This is a genomic window from Bacteroidota bacterium, assembly GCA_040388375.1.
Lineage (GTDB): Bacteria > Bacteroidota > Bacteroidia > UKL13-3 > UKL13-3 > JAAFJM01.
In genome coordinates, this window is sequence record JAZKBU010000005.1 from 459,184 (window position 1) to 476,222 (window position 17,039).

Here is a 17,039-nt window from a genome sequence, read left to right on the forward strand (position 1 = left end):
TTAAGGCTTAAAGAGTTTTTTCTCAAGAAAAGAGAAGATTTTTTCAAAATTATTTTTTGTTTGATTATCGAATTCAAAATTTCTTTTATTGATTAAACACTCTTGAATTGTTCTATTAAAATGTGTTTTGTTGAGAGATGTTGAAGATGGGTAAGCAATTAATTGAAATTTTAATGCTTCATTTTTGTCAAACATATTTTCCATTTTAAATTTCTTCCAAACTTTGTTAATGTCTTCTAACGTGAAAATTCTGGGTTCTACCATAATTCCAAACTTTTCGATATATCTATTTTTTTGGTTGACTCCTTCTTTGTCAGAATCAAGTAAGACAATAAACTCCTTCCCCCAAGCAATATATAAACTTATTAGAGTATCAAGATTTCCAGAACCCGTGCTTGGAGCAATATTTACTCTAGTTGTCTTTTTTAAAATTACTTCCTGAAAATATTCCAATGTATAAAAGTCATTTTTACCTTCCATAAAAACACAATTCGGAAGCGATTCTAAATTGCTTGGAGAATAATCAAGCACATCAAGTATTGGTTGAAAGTAAGCCGCATTATGAGGATGATTAATTACAAACTCTCTGTAAGGTTCAATTGAAATATTTGTTTTCTTTATATTATATGTTTCCGTATCTTCAATTTTCAATCCATCATTTTTTACAACATAAGTGCTTTCAAGCCAATTAGGATTTATTAAATGGTGGCTATGTGTGGTATAAATTATTTTACTGTTTTTAGTGAGATTTTCAAAACTCTTCAAAAGTTGTTTTTGTGCTGATGAATGTAGGTTAGATGCTGGTTCATCAAAAAGGTAAATGATGTTTTGTGGAGTGTTTTTTCTGAAAGGTCTAAATTGTGTAAAAAGTAAAAAAATAAAGAACCACTTAAAACCTAGTGACCTTTCATTGATTTGATATATACCATCTTGTGCTTCAATTTCAAATTCAAGGTAAGGAAGCTTTTCATCATCAATATTATAGTTGATTGTAATTCTTGTATCCTTTATTTCTCTTTTAAATATTCTATTCCACGCCTCAAAAACGACATCAGTTACTTTTCTACTCATTTTTTGTAATAAACTGTGTAAATTTCTTTTGTCATTTGGATCACCACTTTTTATTCTATTAATAAGATGTGTTTTAATATTAGATTCATTTTCAAGTGAGTATAAAATGTCTTGAATAAGTTCAGTATAAAAAATTTCTTTCGAAGTCGCTACACCTTTAGCTTCAAGATAAATTTTTGAAGGGAAATCAAAAAGAAAATTCGGGAAGTAGAGAATGCTAGGGATTAATCTTTGACATAAAAGATATAACCCTTCATTTTCTTTTGTGTATTGTTTGCCATGTATGTCGATGTACTTTGTCTTCGGTTGAGTTTTCAATAAACCCTGAAAACCAGTCCACATTGCATCTAGTTTATGAAACTTTGAATCTTTAAATATATAATCACGATAGTATTTTATACTAGTAGTAGTTTTTACTTGTCTGAAAGGTGTATTTGCTTTAACGTATTCATTTATTTTTTTTAAATCATTAGCATCAAGTTTTATTGTAACTTCAAGCGAAATAACACCATTGAAATTGTCACGTTTACTTATTGGAATTAAGATATTATAATCTTTAATTATTGCCCCTGGGAGTTCCAAGGGACTTAGCCCTTTATCGTTAGGATTGAAAAAATTGATTGCTTCTAGTATTGTTGTCTTACCACTTTCATTTAATCCAACTAAAGTATAAATATTTGCATCAGGTGATTTATCAAGGTTGACAGTTACATTTTCGATTCCTTTGAAATTTTTTATTTTGAACTCTGTAAATTTCATATTATTTAGGTTAGTATTTTTATAATAAGTTGTTCATTAATTTTACCAAACCTATTCATAATATTTAACAGTAACAACCATAATAGGAGAAAGAGTAGTTTTACTAAAAGGGTAGTATTTATACTAGAAAAACACCCTTTCTTTTATGTGAAATATGAGCGTTAATCCGTTACCTGCTTTTTTTACTAAACAAAACACATTTCAGTGTTAAAAACCCTACCCAATAAACGCTGTCTTTAATTGTACATTCGCTCAGTTAAAATGGCAAAAGGCACAAAAGAAAATAAAGTATTGTTTGGCGATGTAAAAGACTTTACAGAGCCCGAGGTGGAAGCACCCAAAGAGGCACCTAAGAAAGGAGCTAAGGGAAGCTTTAAACCATTTAAGTTTTTAGCAGACGAACGTTTCATCAAATCGTTGGGCATAGGCTTGCTGTTGTTTGCGGTGTTTTTAGCCATAGCGGGCTTTTCATTTTTACTTACCTGGCAAGCCGACCAAAGTTTGGTGAAGGATATGAGCTTTGGCTTGTTCCAGCTAGACAATGAACTGAGTGCCCAAAACGCTTTGGGTAAGTTAGGTGCCTGGTTAGGTTTTGTATTTTTTTACAAAGGTTTTGGCGTTGCTTCCTTTGCTTTCTGCTTAATATTTATGGCCGTGGGTATTTTTCTGCTTACCAAACTACAGCCTATTCCTATTTTTAAAACCCTGCGCTATTCGTTCTTTACCGTTATATTTATTTCCCTGTTCTTGGGTTTTGTGTTTAACCACAGCTACCAGATATTGGGAGGAGTATTCGGGCATTTTGGAGCCCAGTACCTGCAAGGTATATTGGGTAATATAGGTACCAGCTTGTTTTTGCTCAGCTACGTACTCGTATTTACCGTGGCCATATTCAATATTGAGTTTTACAAGCCCGGTTTTAAAATAGGCAAAGAGCAGTTTTTTGAATCGAGCGTAGGGGGGGGAAGTGAAGTAAAAGATGCTGCAAATACAGGCAGCAATGTAGTAGAAGGTGAGTTGGCTGCAGCCGAAGAAGAAGCCTTGCCTCCTTTAGATGCCGATGATTTTGTATTGGTAGAAAAACCCATAGAAAATACAGCAGAAATAACCGAAGAAGAAGCGGAGTTTCCCGAAGATACCCAAAATCCGCAAATAACTTTTGCCGATGGTTTACCGCTAGAGGAGCTGGATACGGAAGAAGATGCTTTGGATGAATTACCCATTACTGAATTAGCCGAAGAGATAGCAGCAACAGTTCCTATAGAATTACCCCTAACACGCGATACCAATCATGCACCCGATGCGGCTGTTTTTAAAACCGATAGCGGTTTGGTGCTGGAGGTAAATGATGCCTTGGCTAACGAAGAAGAAGAGCCAGCCGAGCCAGCCCGCAAAGCTCATTATGGTATAGACGAAGCGTACGACCCTACTTTGGAATACAGCAATTACAAGTTCCCGACCATTGAGCTGCTAACCGATTACGGTGACAGCAAGTCGAAAATGGATACCAATGAGCTGAACGAAAAAACACGCATGATTGAAGAAACCTTGCGTAATTACAATATAGGTATTAAAAAGATTTCGGCTACCGTTGGGCCAACCGTTACCTTGTATGAAATTATTCCGCAGGACGGGGTGCGTATAGCTAAAATAAAAAACCTGGAAGACGATATTGCTTTGAGCTTAGCCGCTTTGGGTATACGTATTATTGCGCCTATTCCGGGTAAAGGAACCATTGGTATAGAAGTGCCTAACTCAAACCCTGCTATGGTGCCTATGCGCAGCTTAATCAGCTCATCCAAATTTATCAATTCGGATATGGATTTGCCTATAGCCTTTGGTAAAACCATTTCCAACGAGGTGTTTGTGGCTGATTTGGCCAAGATGCCCCATTTGTTAATGGCGGGTGCTACAGGGCAAGGTAAATCGGTTGGATTGAATGCCATACTGGTTTCGTTGCTGTACAAAAAGCATCCATCGCAAATTAAGTTCGTATTGGTCGATCCGAAAAAGGTAGAGTTAAATATATACAAACTGATAGAACGCCATTTCCTGGCTAAAATACCTGGCGATGCCGAAGCCATTATAACCGATACCAAGCTGGTGGTTACTACCCTTAGCTCGTTATGTAAAGAAATGGACGACCGCTACGATTTGTTAAAGGATGCACAGGTAAGGAATTTAAAAGAATACAACGCCAAGTTTTTAAGCAGGCGTTTGGTACCTACTGATAAAATGCAGCACCGTTTCCTACCTTATATAGTGGTGGTGATTGATGAGCTGGCTGATTTGATGATGACGGCAGGTAAGGAAGTTGAATTGCCTATAGCACGTTTGGCCCAGTTAGCCCGTGCCATTGGTATCCATTTAATTTTGGCTACGCAACGCCCTTCGGTTAATATTATTACGGGTACTATTAAAGCCAATTTCCCGGCCCGTGTGGCTTTCCGGGTTTCGCAAAAAATAGATTCGCGTACCATTTTAGATGCCAACGGAGCTGACCAATTGATAGGAAAAGGAGATATGTTGTTTAGCAATGGAAACGATTTGGTGCGTTTGCAATGCGCTTTTGTTGATACACCGGAAGTAGAACGTATAGTAGAGTTTATAGGCAACCAGAATGGCAACGAGCCATATTTATTGCCACTGGTACAAGTGGAAGGTGATGATGGCATAAACAGTGGCGAAGGATTTAACAGCCGCGATAAAGATGAACTGTTTGATGAAGCCGCCCATTTAATAGTATCGAGCCAGCAGGGTTCTACCTCGTTATTGCAGCGTAAGCTAAACTTAGGCTATAACCGAGCAGGCCGCTTAATTGACCAATTGGAAAAAGCGGGTATAGTAGGTCCGTTTAAAGGCAGTAAAGCCCGCGAAGTGTTGGTATCGGATATTATAGAGCTGGAAGATAGGTTGAAGAATTTGTAGCGTAACTGACGTTTGAGCGGAGCCGAAAACGAGGTTTCGGCTTCGCTCAACCTCCGTGGGCTCCGCTCGACCTACGTGCGTGAGCAACATGTAAAGACGTTGCATGCAACGTCTCTACGAAGTGGTGGTTGAGCGTAGCCGAAACCACTGTTGGGGAGTAATCATTTAATTTAACATTTAGTTATTTAATAGTACTTGCAAATTGGCGTTTGAGGTCGTTGAGTGAAGCCGAAACGAGGTTTCGGCTTCGCTCAACCTCCGTTAAAATAATAGTCGCTCAACCTCCGAAGGAAGTGGTGGTTGAGCGTAGCCGAAACCACTGTGGGGAGTAATGATTTTATTTAACATTTTAGTCATTTACAATTTGTATCTTAGCGCGATTTTTTAACGCTGTGAAAAAATACACACTCCAAATAGAAACAGAAGAAGACAGCCTGTTTTATGCTTTATTAAGCACTGAAAAAATTACCCGCTTAGCATGGCTTTTAAATGCGCAATTCCAGTTTAATTTTGAACGTGTGGAGAGTATTGAATGGTACAACGAATCAGAAAGAGCCAATTATTATTTCAGCAAATTTATTTACAACGATGAGCTGAACCATTTAACCTATACTTTGTTTGCTAACTATAGCGAAGCCAAAATATTGTTTACCGAGCTTAGGGCTATGCAATACTTTATTTTAGTAGAAGGCGGCTTATCCTTTTTTAGCGAAAAGCCATTTTTAGCACAGCTTAAACAAATTAACGAAATACAACTAACCATGCAGGTTGACCAAAGCAGGTTAAAGCAAAAACCAAACTTAATTTTATAATAAATAGATTTTAAAAATAGATACAGATACATGACAAAAGCACTTTTTAACCGTACTAAAATAGTTGCCACCATAGGGCCGGCAACCAGTAGTTTAGATAATTTAAAAGCCATTATAAACGAAGGAGTAGATGTATGCAGGTTAAACTTTTCGCATGGTACTTACGAAGACCACCAAAAGGTAGTTGACAATATAAGACAAGCCAACGAAGAGCTAAGCACCAATGTATGTATGCTGTTAGATTTGCAAGGGCCTAAGCTGCGTGTGGGCGAAATGGAGAACGGTAAAGTAGAGTTGATACAGGGCGAAATTATAGAAGTAACTACTGAAAAATGTATTGGAACGAGTAAACGTATTTATATCAATTTTGAAAACCTGCCTAAGGATGTAAATATAGGAGAGCGTATATTATTAGACGATGGCAAGCTGGAATTAAAAGTAATTGAAACCAATAAAAAAGACCTGGTAAAAGCCCTGGTTATATTTGGTGGCGTGCTTTCCAATAAAAAAGGATTCAATTTACCTGATACCAAAATGAGCATACCGAGCATGACGCAGAAAGATTTGGATGATTTGAAGTTTGGTATAGAAAACAAAGTTGAGTGGGTAGCTTTATCGTTTGTGCGCAGTGAGCACGATGTAGTTTTTATCAGAAATATTATTGATCAAAACGATTGGAAACCGCGTATTATTTCAAAAATAGAAAAGCCCGAAGCGGTTGAAAATATTGATAAAATAATTGCTGCATCGGATGGAATTATGGTGGCTCGTGGCGACTTAGGTGTGGAAATGCCTATGGAGCAGGTGCCCGTTATTCAAAAACGCATTGTTAAAAAATGTATTGAAGCCAGCAAGCCTGTAATTATAGCTACGCAAATGATGGAAAGCATGATAGTAAGCCCTGTGCCTACCCGTGCGGAGTTAAACGATATAGCCAATGCGGTAATGGATGGTTCTGATGCGGTAATGCTAAGTGCTGAAACTTCGGTAGGTGCTTACCCCGTTAACGCCATCAGCTATATGCGCAGAACCATTATGGAGGTAGAAACAGGCACCAATGCGCCTTACTTTAAAGGCCAACGCCCTTCGGCTGATAGTGAAACCTTTTTATCGGACGAAATATGCTTTACAGCCGTAAGGGTAAGCGACCATTTAAAAGCCGATGCCATAGTTGGCATGACTTTTTCTGGTTACTCTGCGTATAAAATTTCATCGTTCCGCCCGAAAGCCAGTATATTTATTTTTACCACCAATCCGCGTTTGGTAAATACGTTGAGTTTGGTTTGGGGTGTTAGAGGCTTTTTATACCGCGAGTTTGAAAGTACTGACGACTCGATGCAGGATGTAAATAACAGTTTATTAAAAGGTGGATTTGTAAAATCAGGACAGTTGGTTATTAATACAGCCAGCATGCCTATTATTGAACGCAACAGGGTAAATACCATTAAAGTATCAGAAATAAAATAAGGGTAAGTATGAGAAAATATTTTTTATTAATAGGCGTAGTCAGCATGTTATATGCCTGTTCCAAGTCAGATAACAACAGCCAGCCATCGCAGACCATTATAACCAGCGATAGCTCGGAGTACAGCGGCCGTTTAAAAGTAGTGGTGTTAGATGGTGCCAATAACAATAATGTTATCAATGGTGCATCGGTATTTTTATATCCTACTTACGAAGATTTAAAACGTAACTTTTATTTAAATACGGTAGTGAGTGCGGGTGGTAATGCCGACTTTGGTTATGTACTGCAAGGCAACTATTATTTAAGGGCGCAAAGCGGTACCAAAAGCGATACCAATGTAGTGCAGGTAATGGGGCAAAAAACCATAACCCGTACCATGATTGTACGATAAGCGATATGGAAACAAACGAACTGATACCAATAGAAAATAAAATAGCCAACAGTGGTTTAATTACCATTGATTTGGAAACCCTGCGCCATAATGGTAAGCGGGTGGCTTTCGATATAAAGGACTGGTTGTTCAGGGAACTGATATTAAAGGAAAAAGACTTTAGAGAGTTTGTTAAAAACCACAACTGGACACAATACGAAAACCAGAATATTGCTTTTTATTGCAGTACGGATGCGCTGGTGCCTACCTGGGCATATATGTTACTGGCAAGTGCTGTACAACCCTATGCGCATAAATATGTATTTGGCACTTTAGCGGAGCTGGAAACACAATTGTATATAGATGCTATTGAACAATTAGATATAAACGAATACATAGATAAACGCATTATTATTAAAGGATGTAGTCAGGATGAATTACCTGTTACGGCTTATGTGGCTATGACCAATAAACTATTACCTGTAGTAAAAAGTTTAATGTATGGCGAGGCTTGCAGCAATGTGCCTATTTATAAAAAACGATAAGAGATTTGAATGGATAATAAAGTAAAGATTAAACTAGGTAATATTAATAACTTAAGCGATGCGCGTTTTGCAGCCGCAGCGGGCATTGACTATATGGGTTTTTGTTTTGATAATACCAATGTGAATTATATTCCGCCCGTAAGGGCACAACAAATTATAGAGTGGACAACAGGCTGCTTTATAGTAGCTGAATTTGGTCAGCAAAGTCTGCGTGAGATTACTGATATAGTTGATATGCTAAATATAGATATAGTTGAATTAAACAACGATTTATTACCTACAGATATTAGCGGTATTGATAAACCTATTATTAAGAAAATAGACATTGATGCCTGGAGCACGGAAGCCATCGAAAAACAATTAAGCGCTTATGCCGAAAAGGTGGATGCTTTTCATTTATACAACAGCCAACACACTACCAATCTGGATGAAGCATGGCTTAAAAACCTGTGTGCTACCTATAAAATTATATGGGGCTTAAACACCAGCTCTGAAAACATACCACACATCGTAAACACTTACCATCCTTACGCCTTAAACATAACCGGTGGCGATGAAGAAAAAACCGGCATGAAGGATTTTGAGGAACTCAATTTGGTGTTGGATGCGTTGGGTTTATACGAGAGTTGATTTTTGATTTCGGATATAGGATTTATGATATGGCAACCATCATAAATCACAAATCAAGAATCCGCAATTAATTTTATCAGTTTATCTACTTCCCCCGTATTGTTATAAATGTGGGTTGAAACACGTAGAGAGTTCAATCCATTTTCGGGTACCATCCTGATGCGTATTTTATTTTCAACTGCAGTTTGGTAAAACTTAGCGTAATCTACCCCCTTAATTCTAAAGCCATTTACCGCGCATCTTGATATGGCTTCGGTGGGTGTGAGTAGCTCAATTTTATCGCCTAATGCAAGCAGTTTCTCTTGTGTATAGTTACCTAAATATTTAATGCGTTCGTGTATGTTTTGTTGCCCGATGGTATTGATAAAGTCAATGGCAGCATCAACACCACGGTATAAACCCAACGATTGTGTGCCACCAAAATAACGGTGTGCTGAATCGGCATAGGTGCCCATTTCAGGAGGGTTAGCCATCATGTTCCATTTGGCATTATCGCTGCCTCCGCCTACAAAATAGGTTTGTAAGGTGTTTTGGAAATCTTTACGCACATATAAAAACCCGGTTCCTTTTGGCCCTAACATCCATTTGTGGCAACAGCTTGCATACATATCGCAACCCATTTCGTGCAGGTTAAGCGTTAGCATACCGGGGCCATGCGCACCATCAATAAATGAAAAAATACCACGTTCTTTAGCTAACTTACAAATAGCTTCTACAGGTAATATTTGTCCTTGTGTACATGGAATATGTGGTACGGCAATTACTTTGGTTTTTTTGGTAATTAATGCTTCAATGCGTTGCAGTGTTTCGGCAGCGGTAGCAGCAGGCGTAAATGTTTTTATAACTATGCCATGCAGCTTACGCCTGTTAAGCCAGGGAAAAGCATTGCCCACATGTTCGTGGGTATTCATTATTACTTCATCGCCTTTTTGCAAAGGCAAACCCCAGCACGAAATATTAATGCCATCGGTTACATTATGCGTAAGGGCTATTTCATTTTCGTTAGCTCCCACAAAAGTGGCCAGCTTAGCGCAGGTTTGTTCCCAACCACCGTAGTTGCCTTGTTGGTCCATGTCCATCATTCCCTTTTTTACTGCTTCAATAACAGGGTAGGGCGAAGGGCCCATGGTGCCGTTATTTAAGTATATAAAATCTTTGGTTAAAGGAAACAATTGCCTTACGGTTTGCCAATAGTCTTCATCGTTATGGGCAACGGTGGTATTGGCTTTGTAAATAGAAGCGTTACTGTTTATAGCATTTAAACCGTTTACATGTATGCCGGCAAAAAGAGCTGTGGCTGTTGTTTTAATAAAGTTCTTTCTACTTGTTTTCATACATCATGTATTGTTTAAATGCTATAAATAAATGGAGTGTTTATAAGACGCATGTAAAGACGTTGCATGCAACGTCTCTACCCAAATAGGCTATCTATTTCTTTTTGGTGGTGTACTTGGTACCTTTTCCTAAAAAGAAATTAAAGGTATCGCTACGCAATCCTAAGCGCAATGTTTCGCTAGGTATTACATCGTTAGGTGCAATATTGCCCAGGTTTACATTGGCGCCTACCAGTTTTATAAAATAAGTTTGTTGTGCTTTTTGTGGTGCTTCCCAAATAATTTTTTCGTGCGGAATTTTGGTTAATATTTCTTGCACCAATCCTTCTCTTACCTCGCCACTGCTTCTGTATACACCTACGTTACCAGCCTCGCGTGCTTCGGCTATAACCTTCCATGCTCCGGCTTCAATTTCGGTTTGCATCAGCTCTATCCATTGGTAAGGAGGAATAATTTTTTCTACATCTTTACTTCCTACTTCGCTTAATACGGTTACGTATTTGCTTAGCTTTTGTATATAATCCAATTTAATATCGTGTGGTAACTCAAGCGTTCCGTCCGATATTTCGGCATGTGTTAATTGGAATTTATCTAATGCTTTTAAATAATCGTCAAATTGGTTTCTCACTAAAAAAGCTTCAAACAAAGTACCTCCAAAATAAACTATTACATTGTTGTTTTGGTAAAGCTTAATTTTTTCAAGCAGGTTGGGTGTTACTACTGCCGTGCCAAATCCTAGCTTAATAATATCTATATAATCGCCCGATACTGATAATAAATCTTCTGCTTCGCGAAAACTAAGTCCTTTATCCATCACCATGTTTATTCCACTTTGGCGAGGTTTTACGGTACGCTCAGGCATCATTTTTAATTTAAAATTTTTCATTGCTATGGTTATGATTGCGTGTTTTTATATGCTGTTTAAAATTCAAATATAGCATTACCTATATAGCTGTCAACCTAATATTGCTTAGCTTGTTTGCTGATATTTAACTTACGCTTATATAAATTGATTTTATTTCGTTGGCGTATTTGGTTTCCACTATTTTACGTTTAATTTTTTGGGTTGGGGTCATTTCACCGTCTTCCATAGTAAATGGCCTGCGTTTTAATGAATAATGTTTTACGCGTTCAAATTTACCCAATGTACCTTCTAAATGTTTCATGTCCTCATCTATCCAGTCTATAATTTCTTTATCGCGAATGAATTCGTCTTCTATTTTAAAAAAGTCTTCCTTTAAGCCCCATTTTTCTTTCAGCTCTTCTTTGCTTGGTACAATAAGTGCCGTTAAATATTCCTGCCTGTCGCCAATTAAAAATATTTGCTCAATCTTGCTCGATTTTAAATAGGTGTTTTCAATAGGTGTTGGGTACACGTTTTTACCAAACGAGTTTACAATAATGTTTTTTATCCTGTCGGTTATTTTTAAATAACCTTTTTCAAATTTACCTACATCGCCCGTATGTAACCAACCGTCTGCATCAATGGCTTTGGCTGTTTCTTCGGGTAAGTTCCAGTAACCTTTCATTACGTTTAATCCGCGTACCAGTATTTCTCCTTCTGCCGATTCGAAATCAGGTTTATACGATTCGTAGTTTTGTATGGTAATTATTTCTTTGGTATCTACATGTTGAATGGCTACTTCATTGCCTTGTCCTATACGGCCCACGGTTCCCCATATTTGCCTGTCAATTTCGTTGGCACACACAAATGGCGATGTTTCTGTTAAGCCATAACCCTCGATAACCAATATATTTAAGTTGGCAAAAAACTCACCCACGTGTTGCGGTAAAGCCCCACCACCGCTTACCATTACATTCATTTTACCACCTAAGCGTGCTTTTATTTTGGAGTAAACCAATTTCTCCGCTAGGGCCAGTTGGAGGTTTAAAAACAAACCATTGCCTTTACCTTGCTCTTTGTTTATTCTGCGTTTTTCCCCGGCAGCTAAAGCCCAGTTAAATATTTTTAGCTTAAAGCCACCTGATGAAGTAGCGCTTTTACGTACACGCTCTTCTATACGCTCCAATAAACGCGGAACGGTTAATATAGCACGTGGTTGTACTTCCTGTATATTGGTAGTAAGGGCTTCTAAACTTTGGGCAAACGCTACTTTAAAACCTTTGTAGGTACTAAAATAGTAAGTACAGGTGCGCTCATATACATGGCAAAGAGGTAAAAAAGAAAGGAAAGTAAACTCTTTGGTAACAATAGGCAAAAGGAAATCGGCCATTACTATATTACTCATAAAGTTATTATGGGTAAGCATAGCGCCTTTCGGTTTTCCTGTGGTCCCTGAAGTGTATAACAAACACGATAAATCATCGTAAGTTACTTTTTCCAGTTCCTCTTCAATCAGATTTTGATTGCTGTTGTAAAGCAACCTGCCTTGTTCCATTACATTGTGGTATGAAATAATATTATCGCCTTCGGTATCAAAGGCAGTTATAATGGTTTGTAAACTTGGGCAGTTGTCTTTTACTTTTTTAAGTCGTTTCAATAAAAAAGGAGTACCCACAAAAATTACTTTGGATTGGGAGTCGTTTATAATGTATTCAATATCGGCTTCGGATGAAGTAGGATAAATAGAAACATTGATAATGCCTAATTGCATTAAACCTTGATCAAAACAAATGTATTCAGGACAATTTTCAATTAAAAGGGCTGCTTTATCGCCTTTGCGTAAACCAATATTATATAAGTAAGCTGATATAGCGTTTAACTGTTCAAAAACTTGGGCATAGGTTATATCTTCATACCTGTCTTTTTTCTTTACTTGTAAATAAGTGTCGCCCGGTTTATTAATATGATTAGCCGTGTGGCGTAAAAAATAATGAAGCGATTTAAAGTTTTTGTACTTATCTGAAATTATTTCGAACATTTTATAGGATTAAATATTTATTACTGCGAATAAAAGCCATTTTTTTGAAAGCACAATTGCACAAATTGCAAAACACAGCGAATAATATTTTTGAAAATTACTAGGAAAATAAGGTGGTTTAGCAATTTTTTAAAATAAATTAAATCCGGTTTAGCTTTTGGCAAGGTATTTGCAAATTTGGGGTAAGTCATATCACTCTGTAATATTTATATAATATTGATAGGTTTTATTTTAGTGGTATGGTTTTGTAGTGTATTTTAATTTTATTTTGTATAACAATTTGATAAATAATATTATGTCAGTTAAAACAGTTTTTGCAGTATTAGCCACCAGTATACTATTTACTTCGTGTGCTGTTCTTAACCAACCGGATTCGGCTGATGATGATTTGTATTACGGTAAATCAACATCAACTAAAAAAGTGAAGATGGTTCCGACTGTTGATTTGGAAAAAATTAAACGCGAGAATCCTTCGCAAATAGATCCGACTAAACCTTCGGGTTATAATAACAATGTTACACCTAATCCGAATGCGGCTATGGCATATCCTGCTTACAAAGCCCACCAAGATTCGATGTATCGTTTACACCCAGAACTTTCAGGTTACTACCAGGCTTACTCAATGCCTCCGTTTAGCTTAAGCGATGAATACAAACGTATAAAAGCAGAACGCAGACAAGCCAGAAGAATGGCTAGAATAAACAACAGAAGATATTACAACAATGGTTGGAATAGTGGCTGGGGTTATAATAATTCTTACTACGGAAATTACGGTTACAACAATTATGGTTACAATAACTGGAACAACGGTTGGGGATATAACAACTGGAACAACTTTGGCCCCTCTATAAATTTTGGATGGAATAGCTGGAACGGATGGAACAGTGGAATAGGCTTTGGTTGGAACCAACCTTTTTATTCAGGTTGTAATTCGTTTTATAATCCATGGAATAACTATTATGGTTACGGCAATAATTATTACCAACCGTATTATCCTTATTATCCCTCAACACCAACCGAAAACAATCCAAATCCACCACAATCTCGTCCGCGCGATGTAATAGGCTCCAATTTGCCTGCTACCAATGGCGGTACTATTGATAACCCCAATCCAAATCCGCAACATGTTACTAATAATAACGGAACAACGGTAACACCTGGTGCTAATCAACAAACCCCGGCAGCTACTAACAGTGGCGGAACTTTAATTAATACACCAAACGGTGTACAGTATATTGCTCCGCGCACTACGCAGTCTAACCAGGCTTATCCAAGTAACAGCACTTCGTTAGAGAATAACAGAAGTCAAAATGAATACAGGCAGAACAATCCGCAGTATTTTGATAATAATGCAGGCAATAATAACAATCAGCCTCAACCTAATAATCCTAATGTAAATAACAATAGCAATGTTCCAAGAACAACCGATAACTATCAACAAAACAACAATAATCAAAATTATCAACCTCGTTTTGTAGAGCCAAGTCGTTCATCATCCAACTCACAACCATCAGCACCGTCTAATTCTGCTCCCAGAGGAGGAAGTGGCGGAGGTGGATCAGCAAGCCCCGGTATGTCACGTCCAAGATAGATAGTATCAGATTAGTTATAGTCATTATATTTAATAACAACATTTTAGTATGAAAAAAATAGTTTTAGCAACGTTAAGCGTTATGCTACTGGTAAATGCTCGCGCCCAAAATGAACAGGATGCGCTCAGGTATTCGCAAAGTAGTTTGTTTGGTTCGGCCAGGGTACAAGGTGCCGGAGGTGCTTTTGGCGCATTAGGTGCCGACTTAAGTGCTGTAGCCATTAACCCGGCAGGTATTGGTTTATACAGGCGCAGTGAGTTTAGTGGCAGCTTTGGTGTAACGGCTTATTTAACCGACTCCAAATACATTGGTACAAGCGCATCTGAATCAAAAACCAATTTAAACATACCGCAGTTTGGGTTTGTGTTTAACAAACTGCAACAGGGTTTTAATGGCGATGAAACAGAAGGTTTGGTTAGTTATTCGTTTGGTATTGGTATGAACCGCCTGAACGATTTTCAACAAAACAATTATTATACAGGTGTAAATACCAAAACAAGTATTGCCGATTATTTTGCTGAGAAGGCTAATGGCAGGTATTTTGCCCCATCAACTTCTTATACAAATGATATAGCGGGAATGGCCTGGAATACTTATATGATTGATAGTATAGGTAATGGAAGATATGGCTCTACTTTCAGAAGTAAAAACGATACGGCTTTCTCTATACAACAAAGCAATATTAATAAGCTAAGCGGACGCATTAATGAGTGGAATTTTTCAGCAGGTATTAACGTGGCTGATGTGGTATACTTTGGTGCTTCGTTGTTGTTTCAAAATGTAAATTACGAATCGAATAATGTTTTTAAAGAAAATGTACTCATAACAAGTACTGACAGTAACAAATACCGATTGAGCGCTTTTACCAGCAATGTAAAAACACAAGGAACAGGTATTGGCGGTAGGTTTGGTATTATTATAAAACCAAGCGACTATTTTAGAATAGGAGCCAGCTATACTACTGCAGTAAGACTTAATTTAAAAGATGAGTATAATTACGGATTAAGCTCTACCGTAAACAATCAAAACTATTTTTTCAATGCCAATACCAGAACTGACTTTTTTGAGTATGATGTGGTAACACCGGCAAAGCTTACTTTAAGTGGTGCTATTATGCATCCTAAGTTGGGTTTTATATCGGTTGACTGGGATAGGGTGGATTATACAACAGCCCGCTTAACATCAGGTACGGAAGAGTTTTACAATGCCAACCAACAAATTAAAACCAAGTATACAGTGGCTAATAATGTAAGAATTGGTGCGGAGCTAAAGTATAAGGATACACGCTTTAGAGCAGGATATGCTAACTATGGCAGTCCTTTGAGCTCCACTTCAAACGGTATTTCTATTAACAATGCCACCCAAAGTGTTACAGGAGGTTTAGGATTTATTTTCCCTTCGGTTGACAGGTTTGGTTCTGATTTTTATATAGACGGAGCGATGGTTTATACATGGGGTAAAAACTACCAAACGCCATATACTTTAAAAGAAGTGGGACAGGTAAATTACAGTGCCGAAACAGCATTTACTTATATGAACTTTATGGTTACAGCAGGTTTCCGCTTTTAATCATTCAGGTTAAAATTAATTTTATCTAATTCATTGCCATTGGCCAATATACTTATTGTATGTTGGCCTTTGTAGTGTTTACGCGTGGTTAAATTAATAAACGCATGTTTCTTCTTCACTTCGAAAACCTGATTGGGTTGTAATGTATAAGTGCCTATCTGAAATATTTTAGGCAATTGTTTGCCATTGGCTTTGTGGTAATAAATATTGTATTCCAACCTAACCTTTGCTTCTTGTTTTTCTAATAACTGTACACCAAAGTTAAAATGTATGGAACCGCCAATAGCCACCGTTTGCTTATCAATACTGAAATGTGTGAGCTTGGTTTTTACCTGATGGTTTAAACCAAATGAGTTGAGTATTTCAGCATGTCCTTTTTTGAGCAAACCCCGACTGGCATGTTTTAAAATCCAATCTGTTTCAGCCGATTTCTTTTGCCATTGGTTGATTATTTGTAATACTATATGCGGATGGTCTTTTGAAATATCGTTAATGCAATTAGCTACACTGCGCCTTACATATTCCGATTCATCAGCCATTAAGTTATTTAAAATGGGCAGGATTGGCTTAGGGTCTTTTTTAAACTCAGGTAAAGCTATAGCCCAAGGTAAACGAGGTCTGATTCCTTCGCTTGCCAAACGCCTTACATGGTGGTTTTTGTGTTTACTCCAAAGCGCATGTTGCTTGAGCATTTCTTTAGGGTATTGAATAATAAAAGGCCTTACAGCAAACTCGCTGCTGGAGTATTGGGTAAAATGTTCCAGTGCATTGATAGATGTATCTAAATCATTTAATCCATACACTTCTACAAAATCAGGAAAAACCATAGCGGTGAATCCTGTGAACTGTGTAGCCAGCTTTTTCAAAATATCTACTTGTTCAGTATAGCTTACAGGCATGGTTTTATGCAGGCTGTTTGTAATATGCCGCATGCGCTGTTTCAGTTCTTTATTATCCCAGTCTTTATCAAAAACGGTTTTAATAAAATGGCTTTTATCAAATGCTTTATAGTTACCGTGTATGCTATCAGCTAACTCACTAATAAGTGCTTTGCTATATAAGTTTTTAAGAGGTTCGGGCAT

At 37.4% G+C, this 17,039-nt stretch carries 13 protein-coding genes; 8 read left to right on the forward strand and 5 right to left on the reverse strand.

Annotation, left to right across the window (positions count from 1 at the left end; genetic code table 11):
• Positions 1 to 1,830, reverse strand: coding sequence for an AAA family ATPase (locus V4538_09605; protein MES2381287.1), 1,830 nt, complete (start codon positions 1,828 to 1,830; stop codon positions 1 to 3).
• Between the two features lie 261 nt (positions 1,831 to 2,091).
• On the opposite strand from V4538_09605, the gene V4538_09610 reads away from it, so the two are divergent.
• The 6 genes from V4538_09610 (at position 2,092) to V4538_09635 (ending at position 8,580) form a co-directional block, all read left to right on the forward strand.
• Entirely contained in the window at positions 2,092 to 4,758 is a 2,667-nt protein-coding gene (locus V4538_09610) for a DNA translocase FtsK (protein MES2381288.1), read from the forward strand.
• A 392-nt stretch (positions 4,759 to 5,150) separates the two neighbouring features.
• Positions 5,151 to 5,570, forward strand: a complete 420-nt coding sequence (locus tag V4538_09615; protein ID MES2381289.1) for an IPExxxVDY family protein — start codon at positions 5,151 to 5,153, stop codon at positions 5,568 to 5,570.
• 30 nt (positions 5,571 to 5,600) lie between these two features.
• Positions 5,601 to 7,037, forward strand: coding sequence for a pyruvate kinase (gene pyk, locus V4538_09620; protein ID MES2381290.1), 1,437 nt, complete (start codon positions 5,601 to 5,603; stop codon positions 7,035 to 7,037).
• 8 nt (positions 7,038 to 7,045) lie between these two features.
• The gene (locus V4538_09625) at positions 7,046 to 7,426 is read left to right on the forward strand and encodes a hypothetical protein (GenBank protein ID MES2381291.1); all 381 of its coding nucleotides are present in this window, start codon (positions 7,046 to 7,048) and stop codon (positions 7,424 to 7,426) included.
• A gap of 5 nt (positions 7,427 to 7,431) precedes the next feature.
• A complete protein-coding gene (locus V4538_09630; GenBank protein MES2381292.1) occupies positions 7,432 to 7,950 on the forward strand; it encodes a DUF2480 family protein in 519 nt (172 codons plus the stop codon).
• Positions 7,951 to 7,959: 9 nt separating this feature from the next.
• Complete coding sequence (locus tag V4538_09635) at positions 7,960 to 8,580, forward strand: hypothetical protein (GenBank protein MES2381293.1); 621 nt, start codon at positions 7,960 to 7,962, stop codon at positions 8,578 to 8,580.
• A gap of 53 nt (positions 8,581 to 8,633) precedes the next feature.
• On the opposite strand, the gene V4538_09640 is transcribed toward V4538_09635, so the two are convergent.
• From V4538_09640 to V4538_09650, 3 genes are all read right to left on the reverse strand, one after another.
• Entirely contained in the window at positions 8,634 to 9,914 is a 1,281-nt protein-coding gene (locus V4538_09640; protein MES2381294.1) for an aminotransferase class V-fold PLP-dependent enzyme, read from the reverse strand.
• Between the two features lie 94 nt (positions 9,915 to 10,008).
• Entirely contained in the window at positions 10,009 to 10,800 is a 792-nt protein-coding gene (locus tag V4538_09645; protein MES2381295.1) for a phosphosulfolactate synthase, read from the reverse strand.
• Between the two features lie 103 nt (positions 10,801 to 10,903).
• Positions 10,904 to 12,796, reverse strand: a complete 1,893-nt coding sequence (locus V4538_09650) for a long-chain fatty acid--CoA ligase (GenBank protein ID MES2381296.1) — start codon at positions 12,794 to 12,796, stop codon at positions 10,904 to 10,906.
• A 295-nt stretch (positions 12,797 to 13,091) separates the two neighbouring features.
• On the opposite strand from V4538_09650, the gene V4538_09655 reads away from it, so the two are divergent.
• A complete protein-coding gene (locus tag V4538_09655) occupies positions 13,092 to 14,387 on the forward strand; it encodes a hypothetical protein (GenBank protein ID MES2381297.1) in 1,296 nt (431 codons plus the stop codon).
• 49 nt (positions 14,388 to 14,436) lie between these two features.
• Positions 14,437 to 15,957, forward strand: a complete 1,521-nt coding sequence (locus V4538_09660) for a hypothetical protein (protein MES2381298.1) — start codon at positions 14,437 to 14,439, stop codon at positions 15,955 to 15,957.
• Here the strand turns inward: V4538_09660 and V4538_09665 are convergent.
• Complete coding sequence (locus V4538_09665; GenBank protein MES2381299.1) at positions 15,954 to 17,039, reverse strand: DNA alkylation repair protein; 1,086 nt, start codon at positions 17,037 to 17,039, stop codon at positions 15,954 to 15,956. The two genes, V4538_09660 and V4538_09665, sit on opposite strands and share 4 nt — an antisense overlap.